This window comes from Xanthomonas arboricola, from assembly GCF_003353015.1.
Lineage (GTDB): Bacteria > Pseudomonadota > Gammaproteobacteria > Xanthomonadales > Xanthomonadaceae > Xanthomonas > Xanthomonas arboricola_E.
Genome location: NZ_QREM01000007.1, coordinates 575,497 through 592,249, shown reverse-complemented (window position 1 = coordinate 592,249; position 16,753 = coordinate 575,497). Strand labels below are relative to the sequence as shown.

The window sequence follows — 16,753 nt, the reverse complement described above, 5'->3', positions numbered from 1 at the left end:
CGTCGCGCCCGGGTGCGCTTCTACGGGTCGGTGGTGGTGACCTTGATTAGAGTGGCCGCTTGCCGGTGTCGCCGGGGATTTCGCGCACCAGGCGCGGCACCAGGTAGCCGGACAGGCGGGTGGCCAGTTCGGCGTGCAGGGCGCGCGCGCGGGCATCGTCCACTTCGAAGTGCGCCACGCCGGCGACGCGGTCGAGCTGGTGCAGGTAATACGGCAGCACGCCGGTGGCAAAGCTGCGTTCGCTCAGCGTTGCCAGGGCGTCCACGCTGTCGTTGACGCCGCGCAGCAGCACGGCCTGATTGAGCAGCTGCGCACCGGCCTCGCGCAGGGCGCGCAGGGCGGCGTCCACCGCACTGTCGAATTCGTTCGCATGGTTGGCATGCACCACGAAGGCCACCGGCCACGGCAGGCTGCGCAGCCAGGCCAGCAGCGGCGCATCGACGCGCTCGGGCAGCACGATCGGCAGCCGGCTGTGGATGCGCAGGCGCTTGATATGGCCAATGGCGGCCAGCGCGTCGGTGAGCTCGGCCAGCTTGCCGGTGGCCAGCGACAGCGGGTCGCCGCCGGACAGCAGCACTTCGTCGATGCCGGGGTCGGCCGCGATCGCGGCGAGCGCGTCGCGCCATCCGTCGCGCGCGGCAGTTTCCTCGGCATACGGGAAGTGGCGGCGGAAGCAGTAGCGGCAGTGCACCGCGCAGCTGCCGGTGGCGATCAGCAGGGCGCGGCCGCGGTATTTCTGGATCACCCCGGCGGCGGTCTTGGCGGCGCCATCGCCGACCGCATCCAGGCCGAAGCCCGGCACCAGCCGCATTTCGTCGTCCAGCGGCAGTACCTGGCGCAGCAGCGGGTCATTCAGGTCGCCACGGCGCATGCGCGCCACGAATGCCTGCGGCACCCGCAGCGGGAACTGGGCGGCGGCCGCGTCGCTGATCCCGGCTGCCTGCGCGTCCAGGCCCAGCTGCGCCAGCAGCGCACGCGGGTCGCGCACGGCATCGCGCCACTGCTGCTGCCAGCGCGGTGGCTGCAGGGTGGGAGGCGGAGATGGCTGCAAGGCGAGGGGGGCTGCGGGTATCATGTGCGGTCACAAAACCAATGCCCGCCGGTTGCGGCGGGCGCCCCATTCTAATCCGACCTGCCACGGCCTGTGGCAGGTCGTGGTCTATCGAGGAGCTGCACCATGGCCACTGTTGGCATGAACGACGTCAAGAACGGCATGAAGATCCTGGTCAACAACGAGCCGGCGGTCATCACCGAGACCGAATACGTCAAGCCGGGCAAGGGCCAGGCCTTCACCCGCATGAAGTACCGCTTCATCAAGTCCGGCCGCGTGGTCGAGATGACCATGAAGGCGACCGACGACGTGGAAGTGGCCGACGTGGTCGATACCGACATGCGTTACCTGTACAGCGATGGCGAGTACTGGCACTTCATGGACCCGGAAACCTTCGAGCAGGTGCAGACCGACAAGGCCGGCATGGGCGGTGCCGACAAGTGGCTCAAGGGCGAGGAAGACTGCATCGTGACGCTGTGGAACGGCACGCCGATCTGGGTGCAGCCGCCGAACTTCGTCGAGCTGAAGATCACCGAGACCGACCCGGGTGTGCGCGGCGATACCTCTGGCGGCGGTGGCAAGCCGGCGACGCTGGAAACCGGTGCGGTGGTGCGCGTGCCGCTGTTCGTCAACCAGGACGAAGTGATCAAGGTCGACACCCGCTCGGGTGAGTATTCGGCACGCGTCAAGTAAGACGATGCGTCCGGGACACTGGCCTGATCGAGCGGTACGCGGTGCCGGTGTCCTGGTGTGGCTGTGGGCTGCGCTCGCAGCATGCGCGGCCTTTGCGCAACCGGCAGCCGCAACCTGCAGCGCCGATGACGTGGCTGCTGTTGCGGCCATTGCAACGTCCGGCGTCGTGGGCGGCGCTGCCGCCACGGTGCCGGTCGACCGTTTGGTGGCCCGGACCTGCAAGCCGTGGCCAAACGATGCGGCGATCCGGCTGGCGGCAATCGCATTTGCTGGCGACGCGGAGGCCGAGCCTGGCGAGCGCGACATCCAGTTGCGCGTGGCCATGCTCGATGCCGCCAGCGGCAAGGTGCTGGCGGTGTACGCGCAGGACATGGGCGAGGACGCCGCCTTCGAACTCGCTGCCGACAGCCTGCGCCTGGATACCGCGCGCTATGACCTGGCCAAGGGCGTGCGTGCGATCGGCGTGGTGGTACATAGCGCCGCGCGTGGGCCCAGCTGCCCGGATTTCTACAGCAATCAGGCCTTGACCCTGCTGGTGCGCGAGGGGCGCAGCCTGCGCCCGGTGCTGCAGCGCGATCTCCATGCATGGCAGCGTGTGAAAGGCGAGCCCTGCAGTCAGGGCAAGGGCGATGTGATCACCGAAGTCGCCAATCTGAGCCTGGGCATGGCGCCGCAGGGACATGCCGGCTATGCGGACATCGTGCTGACAGCCAGCGTGTCTACCAGGCAGAGCGCCGCTGGCAGCGACACCGATGCCGAGCGGTCCCGTCGCGTGCGCCAGGTGCTGCGCTACAACGGCCAGCGCTACGTGCCTGTGGCCGGCGGCAATCCCCGCTGGCCGTTCGACAACTAACCCTTGATGGATCCGCTCATGACCAATGCCCCTCCCGAAGTCTGCGACCTGTTGATCGAAGCCGGTTACGTGGTGCCGATCGAGCCGCATGCGGTGGTGCTCGAAAACCACGCGGTGGCGGTCAGCAACGGCGTCATCGCGGCGATCCTGCCGACTGCCGAAGCACGCGCACGTTTTGCGCCGGCACAGACCGTCTCGCGCCCGGACGCGGCGCTGATGCCGGGCCTGGTCAATGCGCACACCCACAACCCGATGACGCTGCTGCGTGGCGTCGCCGACGATCTGCCGCTGATGGTGTGGCTGCAGCAGCACATCTGGCCGGTGGAGGCGGCGGTGATCGGGCCGGAATTCGTCGCCGACGGCACCACGCTGGCGATCGCCGAAATGCTGCGTGGCGGAACCACCTGCGTCAACGAAAACTACTTCTTCGCCGATGTGCAGGCGGCCGTCTACAAGCAGCACGGCTTCCGTGCGCTGGTCGGCGCGGTGATCATCGATTTCCCCACCGCCTGGGCATCGTCGGACGACGAGTACTTCGCACGGGCCGGCGAGTTGCACGACCAGTGGCGCGACGATCCGCTGATCAGCACCGCGTTCGCGCCGCACGCGCCGTACACGGTCAACGACGCCAACTTCGAACGCGTGCGCATGCTGGCCGACCAGCTGGATCTGCCGGTGCATCTGCATACGCACGAAACCGCGCAGGAAGTGGCCGATTCGGTTGCCCAGTACGGGCAGCGCCCGCTGGCGCGGCTGGACCGCCTGGGGCTGGTCAACGACCGCCTGATCGCCGTGCACATGACCCAGCTCACCGAGGCGGAAATCCACCTGTGCGCCGAGCGCGGCGTCAGCGTGGTGCATTGCCCGGAGTCCAACCTCAAGCTCGCTTCGGGCTTCTGCCCGGCCTGCGCGCTGCAACGCGCAGGCGTGAACCTGGCGATCGGCACCGACGGCTGCGCCAGCAACAACGACCTGGACATGTTCAGCGAGAACCGCACCGCGGCGATCCTGGCCAAGGCAGTGGCCAACGATGCCACCGCGCTGGATGCGGCCACCACGCTGCGCGCGGCCACGCTGGGCGGCGCGCGTGCGTTGGGCTTCGGCGACAGGATCGGCTCGATCGAAATCGGCAAGCAGGCCGATCTGGTCTGCGTGGATCTGTCCGCACTGGAAACCCAGCCGCTGCATCATGTGCTGTCGCAACTGATCTACGCCGCCGGCCGTCACCAGGTCACCGATGTGTGGATCGCCGGCAAGCCCAAGCTGGTACAGCGCGAGCTTATCGACATGGATACCGCTGCCCTGGTCGCCAATGCGCGGCAGTGGCGCGAGCGCATCCGCACCGTCCGCGCCTGAGCGCGCGTCATCCCACCACGGAGCTCCGCATGAATCCGAACACCCAATCCACGTCCAGCAACTTCCATCAGAGCGAGCTGGACAAGTTCGCTGCATTGGCCAACCGCTGGTGGGATGCCGACGGCCCGCAGAAGCCGCTGCATGCGCTCAATCCGGTGCGCCTGGACTATGTGTCCGCACGGCTGGGCCTGGCCGGTGCGCGCGTGCTCGATGTCGGCTGCGGCGGCGGCCTGCTCAGCGAGTCGATGGCGCGCCTGGGCGCGCAGGTCACGGCGATCGATCTGGCGCCGGAGCTGGTCAAGGTGGCGCGCCTGCACAGCCTGGAATCGGGCGTGCAGGTGGATTACCGCGTGCAGTCGGTGGAAGACCTGGCCGCCGAACAGCCGGGCAGCTTCGATGCGGTGACCTGCATGGAAATGCTCGAGCACGTGCCGGACCCGACCGCGATCATCCGCGCCTGCGCCAGCCTGCTCAAGCCCGGCGGCAAGCTGTTCCTGTCCACGCTCAATCGCACCCCGGCCGCGTTCGCGCTGGCGGTGGTCGGCGCCGAATACATCGCGCGGCTGCTGCCCAAGGGCACGCATCACTACAAGGATTTCATCAAGCCGGCAGAACTTGCGGCCTGGTTGCGCAGCGCCGAGCTGCAGCTGGCAGACGTCAGCGGCATGCTGTACGAGCCGTGGCGCAATCGTGCGCGCCTGTCGTCGCGCACCGAGGTCAACTATCTGGCCTATGCGGTGAAGCCGTGACTGGCGGGGATTGGGGAGTCGGGAGTTGGGAGTGGCAACAGCGAGTGCGTGCTTGATGTCTGCCGAGTCCTACCGTCCCGATGGCGGCACACGACCGCAGAGCGACGGGGCGGCTGCGAGGTTTCCGCGTGCGGTGTTGTTCGATCTGGATGGCACCTTGCTGGATAGCGCACCGGACATGCTGGCGACCGTCAACGCGATGCTGACCGAGCGGGGGCAGGCGCCGCTCGGGCTGGCGCAGCTGCGTCCGGTGGTGTCCAAGGGCGCGCGCGCGATGCTGGCGGTGGCCTTTGCCGAACTCGATGCGCTCGAGCGCGATGCGCTGGTACCGGAATTCCTGCATCGTTACGAGACCTTGATCGGCACCCAGTCGCAGCTGTTCGATGGCGTCGAAGAACTGCTGCTGCGGCTGGAACAGGCCGGTTGCATCTGGGGCGTGGTCACCAACAAGCCCGAATACCTGGCCCGGCTGATCCTGCCGCAACTGGGCTGGGAGCGGCGCTGCGCGGTGCTGATCGGCGGCGATACGCTGGCCGAGCGCAAGCCGCATCCGTTGCCGTTGCTGGCAGCGGCCGAGCGCATCGGGGTTGCGCCGGCGCAGTGCGTCTACGTCGGCGACGACGAGCGCGACATCCTGGCCGCGCGCGCGGCGGCGATGCCGTCGGTGGCGGTGTTGTGGGGCTATCGCCTGCACGACGACGCGCCGTCGCGCTGGCAGGCCGATGTCCTGGTCGCGCAGCCGCAAACGCTGTGGAATGCCGTGGCGTGGCCGCGCACCTGATCTCCTTTCGTCTTTTTCTGGACCCGCCATGAGCCAATCCAGCGCTCTCGACAGTTTTCTCGACAAGTGGCGCACCCGCTGGCCGGAATGGTCGGTTGCCGAGCCCTTCGTTCCCGAACCGCAGCGACGCCTCACGGCCGCCTGGTTTGCGCTGCTGCAGGAATGGGAAGACATCATGAACATTGCCGGCGACCCGTTGCCGGCCGATGCCAAGCTGGCGTGGTGGCAGCAGGAGCTGCGCGACTGGTCGCAGCAGCGCTCGCGCCATCCGCTCGGGCGGGTGCTGGAGCCGGTGCGTGCGCCCTGGGCGCAACTGGCCGATGCCTTGCCGGCAATGCAGGATGCGCGTGCGCAGCCGCAATCCTTGCAGCAGGCGTTGGCGAGGCTGCGTGCCTTCGCCGAGGCCGTGGTCGCGGTGGAAGCTGCGCTGTTTGCGCGCGCGCAGCCCGGCGATGCCACCGCGGTGTCAGTGCAATGGCTGGACGCGCGCCAGCGTGTGGCCGGCGACAGCGCCGCGCCCGGTGACATGACCGCGGCCGTATGGCGCATGCAATTGCTGCGCGCCTGGCCGCGCAAGCCGGCGTTGGCACGGCCGCACCGGGTATGGTCGCGGCTGGCCCGCCTGCGCCTGCAGCGCGAGCTCGGCGGCAAGGCAGCGTATCCACCGCCGGTGCAGCAGTTGTGGCATAGCTGGCGTGCGGCCAGCGGCGCGGACTGAGAGCGGCAGATCTGCGCAAGGGCCAGTCGAGATGGTCGATGTGCATGCAAGGACCAGTCGAGATGGTCGGTACGCAAAGCAAGAGCAGTGCTGGGTGCGCCTTGTTCGATCGTGAAGCATCGGCTCCACGTCTGATGCAGATCGCACGACAGACAGCTTTTCAAATGAGCGCCGACCAACTTTCTGGTGCGGTGTCCTTGCCGGTTGCGGGACCGTGTGGCGGCATGGATGCCGCCACCGAGCCCCATGGACGGGTTCACGGCGTGTCCCGCAAGCGGTGAGGGCGCCGCGCCCTCGACGCACCAGGCTTTTGCTTCAAGCATCCGATCGCGACTGAACAACCTCACCGTTCCGAGTCTTGGCTGTTTTGTGCGTTGTGGATCGATGGCTTGGAAGTGCGGATGGATCAGCGGTGGAGCAGTCGATCTGGTGCCTGGCTGCAGGGCCCTTGCCCGCCCACCATCGCGGGACACGCCGCAAGTACGTCCNGCCGGTTGCGGGACCGTGTGGCGGCATGGATGCCGCCACCGAGCCCCAGGGACGGGTTCACGGCGTGTCCCGCAAGCGGTGAGGGCACCGCGCCCTCGACGCACCGGGCTTTTGCTTCAAGCAACCGACCGCGATCGAACAACCCGACCGGTCTCAGATCGGCGAATCCGGCAGTACCGAGTGGTAGGCGATGAACGCGTCAGCGCACTGCAGTGGCGCGCCTGGGCCGGGTTTTCCTTGCAGTTGCACATCGTTGGGCACCGATTCGGACAGCTGATCGAAAAAGCTCACCGGGCCACCCTTGAAGGTGAAGTGGGTGGCGCCCGGATTGCTGGCCGGCCCGCCGAAGTGCGGTTGTGCGAACGCGATCGGCCCGCCGTCCAGCACCACGTTGTCCAGCGACAGGGTGATCGGCAAGGTGGTGGTCGCGTCGCGATACCCATAGAAGCTCAGCTCGCCGCCGCCAAACGCCTTGGAACCCAATGAGTGCACGTTGGTGAGTGCAATGCCGCTGAAACTTGGCAGTTTGTTGCGCACCGCCGCGTTGGCATAGTTGGCGTCGAACACCAGTGGCCTGGCAACACGGCGCATGCAGACGTTTTCGAAGCTGATGTCGTACACCTGGCCGCCGCGCGTGCCGTCGGATTTGATGCGCAGGCCGTTGGCCGAATACGGGTCTCTGGCGACATCATTGGCGTCGAAGCCATCGATGCTCAAGCCGCGCACGGCGATGTGGCGCATGCCCGTGTCGGTTTCGCTACCCAGCGAAAAACCGTGCGTGTAGTAGAACTGGTTGTATGCGAACAGCATGTTTTCCGCGGCGATGCTGCGTTTGTCGCTGGCGTGGGCCTTGATCGCCACGCCGTCATCGCCGGTGCCGATGTAGGAGTACGCCAGCAACACGTTCTTCGACTGGCCGGGATCGAAGCCATCGGTGTTCTTGGCCGTTTCGGGCGTGAAGCAGCTGGCATGCGCAGTGACATCGGGCGTAGTGCCGGCCGGGCAGCGGTAACCGGGGCGTGAGTAGACCAGGCTGGGCGCCAGAATCTTGATGCCCCACGCGGTCAGGCCGACCACGTTGTCGGTGGCGACGTGGAAATTGGGCGAATTTTCCAGGGTGATGTCGTACAGGGTGAAATCGCTGCTGTCGTCGATCTGCAGCAGCCGCGGGACATGCTGGCTCAGGCCCTTGGTGACATTGAGATAGGCCAGGTCCCACCAGCTGGCGGTGCCGGCATTGGGCCCGGCGGTGAGCGTGCTGCCACCGCGGCCATCGATCTTGCCGGCACCCACGATCGCGCTGTTGGCGGTAGTGGCGACGTGGATCAGCGGATTGCACGACTTGGCCTTGTCGCTGGTCGCGGTGCCGCAGGTGCCCAGCCCGTTGTCGTAGTCGTGCGGATTGCGCGAGCCGAACAAGGTGACGCCGCGGTCGATCCACAGCGTGACCTTGCTCTTGATCGTCAGTGGGCCGCTCAGGAAGCCGGATTCGCCGGCATTGCCGGGCACCAGGCGCACCGCGCTGCCGGCCGGGCAATCATCGATGGCCGCCTGCAGACGCGCGGTGTCGCGCTTGGACTGTGTTGGATCGCTGTCGAGCGCATCCAGCGAGCCGGCAACCGGCACCAGCGCGGCCCTGAGCGTTGCGCAGACCTGCGTCGGCAATGTGGGCTGCTGGATCACGCCCCAACTGGTGGAGATGCCATGTGCGGTATCGGCCACGTCCTGTGCATGCGGATGCGCCGCACCGGCCTGGAAGGTGGATAGACCGAGCAGGGCGAGGGTCAAGGGTGCGATAGCCGGAAAAGCGGACGGGGATTGCACGGTGGACTACTCCAGTGGCGTGAAGCGCGAGGTGGGGATGAACCAGGTCTGCAGACGACATGTGTTGCGGTTGCGTTACCGCAGCAGCGATCAGGCGTTGCCGATCCGCATGTCATCTCGGCGCCGGTGATGTTGGTCGGTGGCAATCGATGCGCAAGGGTATTGCGTTACGCCAGGGAGCATGTCCGGATGGGCGAATCCCGCGCCGCATCGCCGAAGAGGGAATATGCACATCACGCGGTTTCCAACATGGGTTCATTGCCAAGTGATGCAGTGAATCAATGGCGCTGCTGGCGCCGGTATTGCCGTGCTCATAGAAACGGTTTGGCGAAATTGCCAGACGTACCGGAGCTCGGGACAAAACGGTTACGGATGAGACGCTGCAGGAATTCGCGAAAAATAGCGAAAGTGTGATCGCTGGGTTCTCAATATGGAATTTTTTTAGGGATTCCTGCCGCCTCCTCGGGTACCGAGTTAATTCCTGGAGAAATCGCGTTTAGTGCGGCCCCGCGTTGGACCGCACGATGCCGGGAACTCTTGCCGCATCGTCAGGCTCGTGGCTGTATTTCACCGGCGCGTTATTGAAGGTCAAGCCAGTCGCCGAATCGCCTGTGGTTGATTCATACACGTTTTTCTTCTCGTAAAAATTGTATGTGTCACCGCTTGATTCTAGTCGAATATGGTTGCTGACATTGGTTTTGTAAAAATAGTTTGATTCGGAAAAAACAATGCTGCCACTACCTATCTGCAAAGCGTTGTACTGCTGCTTTCCATAGCGGTGACCATCTGCGGCGATGCGAGTGCCATTCGGTAAGGTGCTATTGTCAAAGTAATTATTGTAGGCATGGACCCAGCCGCGTAGTAGTGGACGCCCGGCCAGATTGGGGCCAAACCAGTTGTGGTGCAACGTCACGTGCAGCTTGTTGTCACCATATATGTATGAATCGTTCTTGTTGTAACCAACAAGGATTGCCAGGCGCTCGTTTGCGAGGTCATGATAACCCTTGTCAACCCAGCTCCATACCGGATCCGGGTTCATATTGACCCAGCTGTTGCTGAAGTAGAAATGATTATACGACACCGTGATGTAATCAGATGACATGCTGATTGATAAAAGATCATCGCTCATGTCGTAGAAAGTACAGTGGTCTATCCAAGCATTGGATACACGCCGCAATGATACGCCAAGGTAGTTGATGCCAATGTTGTTGGAAGTTCCTTCGACTTGGTTGGGCAGGGCTTGCAAGTCGCCGATATTGCCAGCGAATGATATGTTCCTGATGACCACGTTTTGAATGTTTGTCCCGGCGGGCAGCATTTCGCCGCTAAATTTTAATTGGATATTCTGCAAGGCCGCTTCACCGCCTGTAGCACCCTCGATTGTTGTGTTGTTCCAAGCAGTGCTGGAGAAATTCAGAGTGGTCAACTTTGGGCCACCGTAGATCTTTCCATGGACGACGATATGATGCTTTTTAGCATTGAATGCCGCTTGCAGCTCTGCAAGCGTTGTCACTGTGGTAGCAGTTTCGCCAGATACAGACGCAGAAGAAAAACCGCCGGTTCCAGCCCTGGCGACACAGATCTGTGCGAAAAAAATAGCAAGAAACAGCGAGATATTAGAGAAATGCAAATGCGGACCTTTACTGATACGTGGCCAAGCTTGGCTGCAGCTTGCATGCTGTTCTATTAAATAGAACAGCATGCAGATGTTCCAAAAATAACGACCGGTTATCGAGCAAGTAAGAAATTACGTCGCAGCGATTTGCATGCCTAGTTGATGGCTGCTGCCGTCTGATACAGGTTACGGATTGATGACGTCCACTGAGGGCCGAACGAAGTGTGGGTGAATTGCTTGTAGGCAAATGAGGTCATGCCAACTTCGACGTCCTGCACGGGATCCTCGTCGGTCGAAACCCAAGGTGAGCCGCTGACACCGGAACGTGCGTCCCACTCCAGGCCCTCAATGGCATAGTCCTTGTTCATCCACGGGTTCGGCTCTGCGGTGCTGGTCACGCTGACGGGCGTGTTCGCATTTGCGCCAGGGTCGGTGTTGTAGCCAGTTACCCGATATTCGTTGTCGTCCTCCTGACCGATAAAGCGAACGCCAGATGCCCCGACAGTATTCGACAAGGTGGCGCCGGAGGTCTTCATTGTCGTGGGAGCCTGCACCTGGAAGAAGGCCGTATCGTAGCCGACGTCTCGCTCTACGACCCAGCGATTATCGGCGGTAATGGTCGTCGCAGGCCAAACACCGTAGGGGGCGGTGCCGTTGTAGGCTGGCGCGAACGCCAAGTGCGACACGAACTTGCCCGTTAGGGAAGAGACGCATCGCCCGGAAGTGGCTACCACGTTACCGGAGTCTGAGACGACCGCGTTGCCAGTGCAGCGCTGGTCTACGCCGTTCGCCCGAAAGAATACAACGCCCAGGTGAGCTGCGGAAAGGAATCCTGGAACTGGCGCGGACGGATCCGTCTTCGGGGTCGGCACCGCTCCTTTCACTAGCTTCAACCCGGCACCCGGGGTTTTACCGCGCACCAATGCCGAATTCTGCAGCTCTGGCGGGTCGCCGTCGGCCGGGTTGTCATCCACGAAGGATGCGGAAACCGCAGCTTGCATCCGTGCGAGTGTCCAGTAGGAAGAACTCGCATCTCGCTGAGCAGTCGGCACGACGTGCTGCACGATGGTGCTAAGGGGTGGGCTGATTGAGTCGGTGCTTGCAGACACGTCGCTCATCGCTAGGATGGTGAGCATTGCGCAAGACGCGCGCAGGGATGTGGTTTTTGGAAAATGTGCCATGGTGCTTTTAACCTATATGTTTTGCCTGGAGTCGAGTGCCCCAGGCGGATTAATTTAATTAATAATATATAAAGACAAAGCACAGCTGTGCCGGTGTTTTTGGCGGATTTTCCCTTCCGCTATGATCAGTGCGACTCAGGTTTTCTCGAGTGCAAACGTGCTGACTCAGCAGCATGGGTTCTATCCTAATCCTGACCGGTTAATTTTATTTGTTTCGTTGCGAATGCTGTCGTGCGCATGCGAAGGATGTTCAACCCCCATCTTCTGCCCGGGCGTGCACCGACCAAATGAATGGTGGCATTTTCGAACACGCCCACGCTCACCCCGAAGATGAAGTCGACATCGCGCTTGATGGTACTGTTCTTGAAGTGGGGGCTAGTCACCGCGGCGGCATTGGTCGCGCTGATCAGCAAGGGCAAGGCGCCCTGATTGCCGGTCACCAGCGCATCTTCGAAACTGGCCTGGTCGCCAGGTGCCGCCAGCGCCATAGCAGCCTGATTTTCGTCCTCGTAAGTGCCTTCGACATAATGGTTTTGCACGCGCAGGTGACGCGCCTGGACGCCGGCTGCGCGTATGGTCAATGTCGCGCCGTTAGATGTGCCGACTGTGGTTGCTGCTGCATTGCTGCGCAGGGGGACTTGCCGTGCCGGCTGACTTGGGCGTCGGGTTGAAGACGGTGTAGATGGTGTAAGTGCCCAAGCCCAGTCGCGTTGCCGTCATGTGCAGGCAGGAGTGCGCATCGTCACATGCCGTGGGCAGGGAGACTTCCAGACTGGGTCACCCGCGCACAGACGCGCATGTGAGATAGCAAGATGGCAGATCCCAAAGAGCTGCAGGAAAAATTCTGGAAAGCCCTGAAATCCGATCGCACCGTGATGCTGGGCCTGGATGGGGTGGAAGACGGCCATGCACGCCCGATGACCGCGCAGATCGAAGGCGATAGCGGTGGCCCGATCTGGTTCTTCACCTCCAAGGACAATGCGTTGATTGCCATGCTGGGACAGGGCCGCCGCGTCATCGGCGCCTTCAGCAGCAAGGGACACGACCTGTTTGCCAGCATCAGCGGCTCGTTGCGCGAAGATACCGATCCGGCCGTGGTCGAGCGTCTGTGGAATCCGCACGTCGCTGCCTGGTACGAAGGCGGCAAGGATGATCCCAAGCTGGCGCTGCTGCGCCTGGATACCGATCACGCACAGATCTGGCTCAACGGTTCCAGCCTGCTGGCCGGCATCAAGGTGTTGTTCGGCGTCGACCCGAAAAAGGATTACCAGGACAAGGTGGCGGACGTTCCGCTGCGCTGAGGCCTGATCCACGCATGCGCGATCTTCGCGGTGGTGCCTGCGTCCTCATGCATTCAAGCGTTGTCGCTTGCGCAGGCGCCGATCCGGTTGCAAGGCCGGGTCGGCGCTGTCAGCTTGCACCGCATGCACGAACAGTGACCGGCACGACGCGCTGGCACAGTGCGCGCCCGCAACAGGAGAAGCAAGATGCAACAGATCGAAGTTGGCCAGATGGTGTTTCTGCGCGACGGCGAAGTCGGCGTCGGTGCGATCCGCGAGGTTCGCAAGGATGGCGCCGAGCTGGTCATCAATATCGAAAACGGTGGCGACTTCGTGCTGCCTGCGTCGGTGGTGCGCGATGTGCATTCCGGCAAGGTGATGCTGGATGTCGAGCAACTGCCGGACGACGTCCGCAACGCACTGCGTCATCCACACGACAACGAACTCCCGACCAGCACCTATGCGGCCAGCGACCCGCGGGATGGCGCGCTCAGGTAGAGCGGTTACCGGCGACTTCCGTCTGCATCGGTTGCTAGACCCTCCGGAAGCAGAAACGTCCGTGGCGCGGCGTCGGGCAGGCCCGCCGACGGCAACGCCGGCTGTTCGGCCTCGTCCTTGAGGTGAACGCCCGACAGTTTGCGCCGGAACGACTCGCGCAGCAGATACGCAAGCTTGTGGGTGGCGTCGGCGTAGCTCAACCCTTCGGCACGGATGTTGGAGATGCAATTACGCGCCGCGTCGGTCAGGCCCACCCGCGGGGTGTAGGTCAGATACAGGCCCAGGCTGTCGGGCGAGCTCAGGCCGGGCCGCTCGCCGATCAACACGATCACCAGGCGGGCCTTGAGCAGTTCGCCGACCTCGTCGCCGATGGCGACACGGCCTTGCGCAACCAACGCTACCGGCGCCAATGACCAGCCTTCGTGCGCGGCCAGGGCGTCGATGTGTTCCAGCATCTGTGCGGCATGCCGATGCACGGCCAATGCAGACAGTCCGTCGGCGACCACGACGGCCACATCGTGCCCGCCGCCATGGACCGCGGTCAGGCCACGCAGCTGCGCTGCCGCCTCCTCGCCCAGGCGCCGGCCCAGGTCCGGCCGCTGCAGATAGACATGCCGATCCACCGCCGCACTGTGCAACAGCATGCTGTCGCGCCCACGCTGTTTCAGCGCTGTTTGCAGCGGCTGCGGCTCGAACGCCAGATGCACCGCATCGCGTGCCTGCGCGTGCGCCAGCTGGAAATCCAGGTGCGCAGCAGTCGGCAGGCTGGTGCCGACGCGCCCCAGCGCAATGCGCGCTGGCGTGAGCCGGCGCAGTCGTGCCCAGGCATCGCGTGGTGGGGGGGGCGGGGCACTCATTGCGCGCCGCCGGTGTGCAACTGCTCCAGCGCACGCCGAAACGGTGCGGGAAGTTCGCTGCCGAGTTCGAAGCGGCCATCGCGCAGCCGCAGGATGCCTTGCTGTTCCAGCCAGTGTTCGAACTCGGGCGCGGCGCGCAGGCCGAGCGCCTGGCGCGCATACAGCGCATCGTGGAACGAGGTGGTCTGGTAGTTGAGCATCACATCGTCCGAGCCAGGGATGCCCATGATGAAGTTGATGCCGGCGGTGCCGAGCAGGGTCAGCAGCACGTCCATGTCGTCCTGATCGGCTTCGGCATGATTGGTGTAGCAGATGTCGCAGCCCATCGGCACGCCGAGCAGCTTGCCGCAGAAGTGATCCTCCAGCCCGGCACGGATGATCTGCTTGCCGTCGTAGAGATACTCCGGGCCGATGAAGCCGACCACCGTGTTCACCAGCAGCGGCTTGAACTGCCGTGCCACCGCATAGGCGCGCACCTCGCAGGTCTGCTGATCGACGCCATGATGCGCGTTGGCCGACAACGCGCTGCCCTGGCCGGTCTCGAAATACATCACGTTGTCGCCGACGCTGCCGCGCCGCAACGACATCCCGGCGTCGTGGCCTTCCTGCAGCAGCGCCAGATTGATGCCGAAGCTGGCATTGGCCGCCTCGGTGCCGGCAATGGACTGGAACACCAGGTCCACCGGCACGCCGCGGTTGATCGCCTCGATGGTGGTGGTGATATGCGCCAGCACGCAGGACTGGGTCGGGATCTGGTAACCGCTGATCACTGCATCGAGCATGCGCAGCAACGCGCTGGTGGCGGCCAGGCTGTCGCTGGCGGGATTGATGCCGATCACCGCATCGCCGTTGCCATACAGCAAGCCATCGAGCACGCTGGCGGCAATGCCGGTGGCATCGTCGGTGGGGTGGTTGGGCTGCAGGCGCGTGGACAGACGCCCGCGCAAGCCCAGCGTATTGCGAAAGCGCGTGACCACGCGGGTCTTCTGCGCGACCAGCACCAGGTCCTGCACGCGCATCAACTTCGAGACCGCCGCCACCATCTCCGGCGTCAGCCCGGGTGCCAGTGCGGTCAGCGCCGCTTCGTCGGCCTGCGCACTCAACAGCCAGTCGCGAAAACCGCCGACGGTCAGGTGCGCGACGGTGGCAAACGCGGCCGCATCGTGCTGGTCGACGATCAGGCGGGTGACCTCGTCCGCTTCATACGGCACCACTGCTTCCTCGAGGAAGTGCCGCAGCGGCAGATCCGCCAGCGCCATCTGCGCCGCCACCCGCTGCAGCCCGGAGTCGGCGGCGAGCCCGGCCAGTTGATCGCCCGAGCGCGTCGGCGTGGCCTTGGCCAGCAGGGTCTTGAGATCGGCAAACCGGAAGCGCTCGCCGCCAGCGCTGAACGCGAACCCGCTCATCTGGTGCTGGTCGCCGGCGTGGCTTGGCCGCGCAGGCTCAGCACGCAGCACAGCCCGCCGAACAGCAGCAGGCCCACGAAGATCAACGCGACGATCGGGTTGAACCAGACCATCGCCACCAGGCACACCAGCGCCAGCAGCAGCGCGATGGCCGGCACCACCGGATAGCCGGGTGCGCGAAAGCTGCGCTCCAGCCCGGGTTCGGCGCGGCGCAGCTTGAACAGGCTGAGCATGCTCATCACGTACATCACGATCGCGCCGAACACCGACATGGTGATCATCGCCGCGGTCAGCGACATGCCCTGGATCTTGACCGCGCTGTCGCTGCAGATCGCCGCGATGCCGATCGCGCCGCCGGCCAGGATCGCCCGATGCGGCGTGCGAAAGCGCGACAGCCTGGCCAGGCCGTGCGGCAGGAACCCCGCACGCGCCAACGCGAAGAACTGCCGCGAATAGCCCAGGATGATGCCGTGGAAGCTGGCCACCAGGCCGAACAGGCCGATCCACACCAGCATGTGCAGCCAGGTCGAATTGTTGCCGACCACCGCCTTCATCGCCTGCGGTAGCGGATCGTTGATGTTGGAGAGCTGACGCCAGTCGCCGACCCCGCCTGCGAACACCATCACGCCCAATGCCAGCACCACCAGGGTGAGGATGCCGGCGATGTAGGCGCGCGGAATCGTATGTTTCGGGTCCTTGGCTTCCTCGGCCGCCATCGCCGCGCCCTCGATCGCCAGGAAGAACCAGATCGCGAACGGGATCGCGGCGAAGATGCCGGAGATCGCCGCCGGGCCGAACGTGTTGCTGCCGGCCCAGCCGTTGGCGGCAAAGCGCGCAACGCTGAACCCCGGCGCCACCACGCCCATGAACACCAGCAGCTCGATCACCGCCAGCAAGGTCACCACCAACTCGAAGGTTGCGGCGATCGCCACACCGGCGATGTTCAAGCTCATGAAGATCGCATACGCACCGATCGCGGCGATGCGCGGGTCCAGGGTCGGGAATTGCACGTTGAGATAGGCGCCGATCGCCATCGCAATGGCCGGTGGCGCGAACACGAACTCGATCAGCGTGGCCAGGCCCGCCAGCATGCCGCCATAGGTACCGAACGCGCGCAGGCTGTAGGCAAACGGTCCACCCGCGTTAGGAATGGCGGTGGTCAGCTCGGTGAAGCTGAAAATGAAACAGGTGTACATCACCGCGACCAGCAGCGTGGTCACCAGAAATCCCAAGGTGCCGGCGGTGCCCCAACCATAGCTCCAGCCGAAATATTCACCGGAAATCACCAGGCCCACGGCGATCCCCCACAGTTGCCAGGTGCCCAGGGTGGGTTTGAGCTGCTCGTTGCGCATGTCGCACATCTCCTGCGGTCGGGGGAGGGGAGATGAAGCGGTCCGGCGCC

Annotated in this window: 15 protein-coding genes and 1 pseudogene; 8 read left to right on the top strand and 8 right to left on the bottom strand. The window is 64.2% G+C overall.

The annotated features are described in order from the left end of the window. Positions 1-46 precede the first annotated feature (46 nt). Complete coding sequence (gene epmB, locus C0541_RS06075) at positions 47-1,075, bottom strand: EF-P beta-lysylation protein EpmB (RefSeq protein WP_115046701.1); 1,029 nt, start codon at positions 1,073-1,075, stop codon at positions 47-49. Between the two features lie 102 nt (positions 1,076-1,177). Between epmB and efp the strand changes: the two genes are divergently transcribed. From efp to C0541_RS06045, 6 genes are read left to right on the top strand one after another with little or no spacing between them, the layout of a single operon-like run. Next, complete coding sequence (gene efp, locus C0541_RS06070; RefSeq protein ID WP_115046697.1) at positions 1,178-1,744, top strand: elongation factor P; 567 nt, start codon at positions 1,178-1,180, stop codon at positions 1,742-1,744. A gap of 4 nt (positions 1,745-1,748) precedes the next feature. Then, complete coding sequence (locus C0541_RS06065; protein WP_429001333.1) at positions 1,749-2,597, top strand: hypothetical protein; 849 nt, start codon at positions 1,749-1,751, stop codon at positions 2,595-2,597. 18 nt (positions 2,598-2,615) lie between these two features. After that, positions 2,616-3,953, top strand: a complete 1,338-nt coding sequence (locus C0541_RS06060; RefSeq protein WP_161959907.1) for a TRZ/ATZ family hydrolase — start codon at positions 2,616-2,618, stop codon at positions 3,951-3,953. 29 nt (positions 3,954-3,982) lie between these two features. Next, positions 3,983-4,702: a bifunctional 2-polyprenyl-6-hydroxyphenol methylase/3-demethylubiquinol 3-O-methyltransferase UbiG gene (ubiG, locus tag C0541_RS06055; RefSeq protein ID WP_115046689.1), complete on the top strand. Its 720-nt coding sequence runs from the start codon at positions 3,983-3,985 to the stop codon at positions 4,700-4,702. Between the two features lie 55 nt (positions 4,703-4,757). Beyond that, entirely contained in the window at positions 4,758-5,483 is a 726-nt protein-coding gene (locus C0541_RS06050; protein WP_115046688.1) for a phosphoglycolate phosphatase, read from the top strand. 28 nt (positions 5,484-5,511) lie between these two features. After that, a complete protein-coding gene (locus C0541_RS06045) occupies positions 5,512-6,201 on the top strand; it encodes a phytoene/squalene synthase family protein (RefSeq protein WP_115046686.1) in 690 nt (229 codons plus the stop codon). Between the two features lie 642 nt (positions 6,202-6,843). Here the strand turns inward: C0541_RS06045 and C0541_RS06035 are convergent. The 4 genes and pseudogenes from C0541_RS06035 to C0541_RS06020 all read right to left on the bottom strand — a co-directional run. Continuing rightward, positions 6,844-8,514, bottom strand: coding sequence for a glycosyl hydrolase family 28 protein (locus C0541_RS06035; RefSeq protein ID WP_193725872.1), 1,671 nt, complete (start codon positions 8,512-8,514; stop codon positions 6,844-6,846). A 496-nt stretch (positions 8,515-9,010) separates the two neighbouring features. Then, positions 9,011-10,027, bottom strand: a complete 1,017-nt coding sequence (locus tag C0541_RS06030) for a pectate lyase (protein ID WP_338016127.1) — start codon at positions 10,025-10,027, stop codon at positions 9,011-9,013. 257 nt (positions 10,028-10,284) lie between these two features. Beyond that, positions 10,285-11,310, bottom strand: coding sequence for a hypothetical protein (locus C0541_RS06025; RefSeq protein WP_193725871.1), 1,026 nt, complete (start codon positions 11,308-11,310; stop codon positions 10,285-10,287). Positions 11,311-11,564: 254 nt separating this feature from the next. Further along, positions 11,565-12,021 (bottom strand): annotated as a pseudogene (locus C0541_RS06020) (pectinesterase family protein); the annotation flags it as partial. A gap of 101 nt (positions 12,022-12,122) precedes the next feature. Here C0541_RS06020 and C0541_RS06015 point away from each other — a divergent pair. Both C0541_RS06015 and C0541_RS06010 read left to right on the top strand, forming a co-directional pair. Continuing rightward, entirely contained in the window at positions 12,123-12,611 is a 489-nt protein-coding gene (locus C0541_RS06015; protein WP_024940409.1) for a pyridoxamine 5'-phosphate oxidase family protein, read from the top strand. Positions 12,612-12,797: 186 nt separating this feature from the next. Beyond that, the gene (locus C0541_RS06010) at positions 12,798-13,088 is read left to right on the top strand and encodes a hypothetical protein (RefSeq protein WP_115046674.1); all 291 of its coding nucleotides are present in this window, start codon (positions 12,798-12,800) and stop codon (positions 13,086-13,088) included. A gap of 5 nt (positions 13,089-13,093) precedes the next feature. Here C0541_RS06010 and eutC read toward each other — a convergent pair whose 3' ends face one another. Genes eutC through eat form a run of 3 tightly spaced genes read right to left on the bottom strand, consistent with a single transcriptional unit; the run spans position 13,094 to position 16,712 of the window. Next, positions 13,094-13,945, bottom strand: coding sequence for an ethanolamine ammonia-lyase subunit EutC (gene eutC, locus C0541_RS06005; RefSeq protein WP_115046671.1), 852 nt, complete (start codon positions 13,943-13,945; stop codon positions 13,094-13,096). After that, a complete protein-coding gene (locus C0541_RS06000) occupies positions 13,942-15,351 on the bottom strand; it encodes an ethanolamine ammonia-lyase subunit EutB (protein ID WP_115046668.1) in 1,410 nt (469 codons plus the stop codon). Before C0541_RS06000 ends, eutC begins: the two co-directional genes overlap by 4 nt. After that, complete coding sequence (eat, locus tag C0541_RS05995; RefSeq protein ID WP_115046667.1) at positions 15,348-16,712, bottom strand: ethanolamine permease; 1,365 nt, start codon at positions 16,710-16,712, stop codon at positions 15,348-15,350. The genes C0541_RS06000 and eat overlap by 4 nt, the downstream gene beginning before the upstream one ends. Positions 16,713-16,753 lie beyond the last annotated feature (41 nt).